The organism is Collinsella sp. LCP19S3_A7, assembly GCF_052121995.1.
Classification (GTDB): domain Bacteria; phylum Actinomycetota; class Coriobacteriia; order Coriobacteriales; family Coriobacteriaceae; genus Collinsella.
This window is the reverse complement of record NZ_JBQKDE010000039.1, coordinates 1-1,516: the sequence shown is the minus strand read 5'-3', so window position 1 is coordinate 1,516 and position 1,516 is coordinate 1. Positions and strand designations below refer to the sequence as shown.

The window sequence follows — 1,516 nt, the reverse complement described above, 5'->3', positions numbered from 1 at the left end:
CCAGCCCCAGCTCCCGGGTCGCCCGGTGAAGGCGAGGAAGAAGGGCGTGAAGGGAGCGAAGAGCGTTGCTGCCTAGGCTAGCCCCTTGTCACACAAACTACCGAAGCCTCATATTTTCCCGTTCACCCGTCCAGATCGTCCGTACATCTTTGTTGCTCAACAAATTCACAAGGTCCGCGTTCTACTATTTTTGTTATAGAGGCCGCTAAAGACGGGAGCAGAATGGGCACCGAAACGAAGGTCACCTGCGTCGATTCCTATACAACAATCGCTCGAAAACTGTTGGCTATGTCAAACGACGTTGAAACCCTTATTGAAATCTGTAAGCCCCCCGCATCTACAACGAAATGATTGAATCGAGTATTAACTGGAGGTCGATAATGAACAACAACGAGCAAAAAGAAGTTTTAATCGCCAAGGTTTTTTGTGGTGGGTATCTTTTCGATGGTGAGAACATAGGCCATGAAGTCATTGATTTTTTTGACACTGATAATGGTGAAAGATATCTATATATAGCTCCTGACGGAATCGTTAATAACCACCCCAATGTTGAAGCGGTGCTTCTAATCCGATCATATGGAAACACGCTGGGTGAAGTCGTTGGTCTAGCATGCGACCTTGAAAACATTTGTTCCCCGAGGAACAAAGGGGAAACTCTTCCAATAACGCATGACAGCGTTTCCTATAACGGCGTTTCCGTGGACAAGATATTTGCCGAAAACGTTTACAAAGGAGAAAAAGAAGAAGCGTTTAGAACTCTCAGCTACCATGCAGGATCGTTTAAGGTCCCCAGCCCCAAGCATCAGATCTTTATTTCCATGGGCAAAGCAAAAAACGAAGACGAGCGTCGTCATCCAATTGAACTAATTTGTAACGATAAGGAGCAGTGGGGACATCAGCGAACATATATCTCCAGCGTCGATCATCCAGAAGCTTATGCACGGTTAAAAGAACTGATGACGGATGAGGAAAAATGGGAGGAACAAATCGGGATAAAAACCGTTAAGTCGGCGAGTTGCGATAAAGCGCAGCCCTCGTTCCTTGAAATTATCGGAAAAGAAGACGATGAGCTCGTGTTCTCCAATTTGCTGGCACATTACCTAAGTTGTAGCAAAAAAGATTTGAAGCGTTTACCAAAGAGGTTCTCGGTATTAACGACTTCGGTCCGCACCCCACGATCGTTCGCGAATCAAAAGACCACGTGGATTTATGGATTGAAAATGATCGGCACATCGTTGTAATCGAAAACAAAATCCATTCGGCGATTAATGGCATTAAACCCGATTGCAAGGAAACGCAGCTTTCACGATATCGAAAAGCGGCGGAAAAGGAATGCAAAGACAGAACAGTTAAGTGCTATTTATTTGCGCCGGATTTCAATAATGTCGATGAGGCCGAGGCAAGAGGGTACCGTCAAGATTCTTTCGCAAATTGATTTAGCCGTCTCCGGCCCCGTCCTCTTCTAGCCCTCCGCCTTTCCCCTCAGCTCGTCCATCTCCTCCAGCTTCGACATGTC

At 46.2% G+C, this 1,516-nt stretch carries 2 protein-coding genes; both read left to right on the top strand.

What is annotated here, in order from left to right; translation table 11 throughout:
- The first annotated feature begins 380 nt into the window (after nt 1-380).
- Nucleotides 381-1,241, top strand: coding sequence for a hypothetical protein (locus tag ACTQV3_RS09205; protein ID WP_441069460.1), 861 nt, complete (start codon nt 381-383; stop codon nt 1,239-1,241).
- Nucleotides 1,202-1,435 carry a PD-(D/E)XK nuclease family protein gene (locus ACTQV3_RS09200; protein WP_441069458.1) on the top strand — a complete coding sequence of 78 codons (234 nt, stop codon included), beginning with the start codon at nt 1,202-1,204 and terminating at the stop codon, nt 1,433-1,435. Before ACTQV3_RS09205 ends, ACTQV3_RS09200 begins: the two co-directional genes overlap by 40 nt.
- Nucleotides 1,436-1,516: the final 81 nt, after the last annotated feature.

Excerpts from the sequence above, each read along its gene's own strand:
- ACTQV3_RS09205 (WP_441069460.1), top strand. The coding sequence starts at position 381 with ATGAACAACAACGAGCAAAAAGAAGTTTTAATCGCCAAGGTTTTTTGT.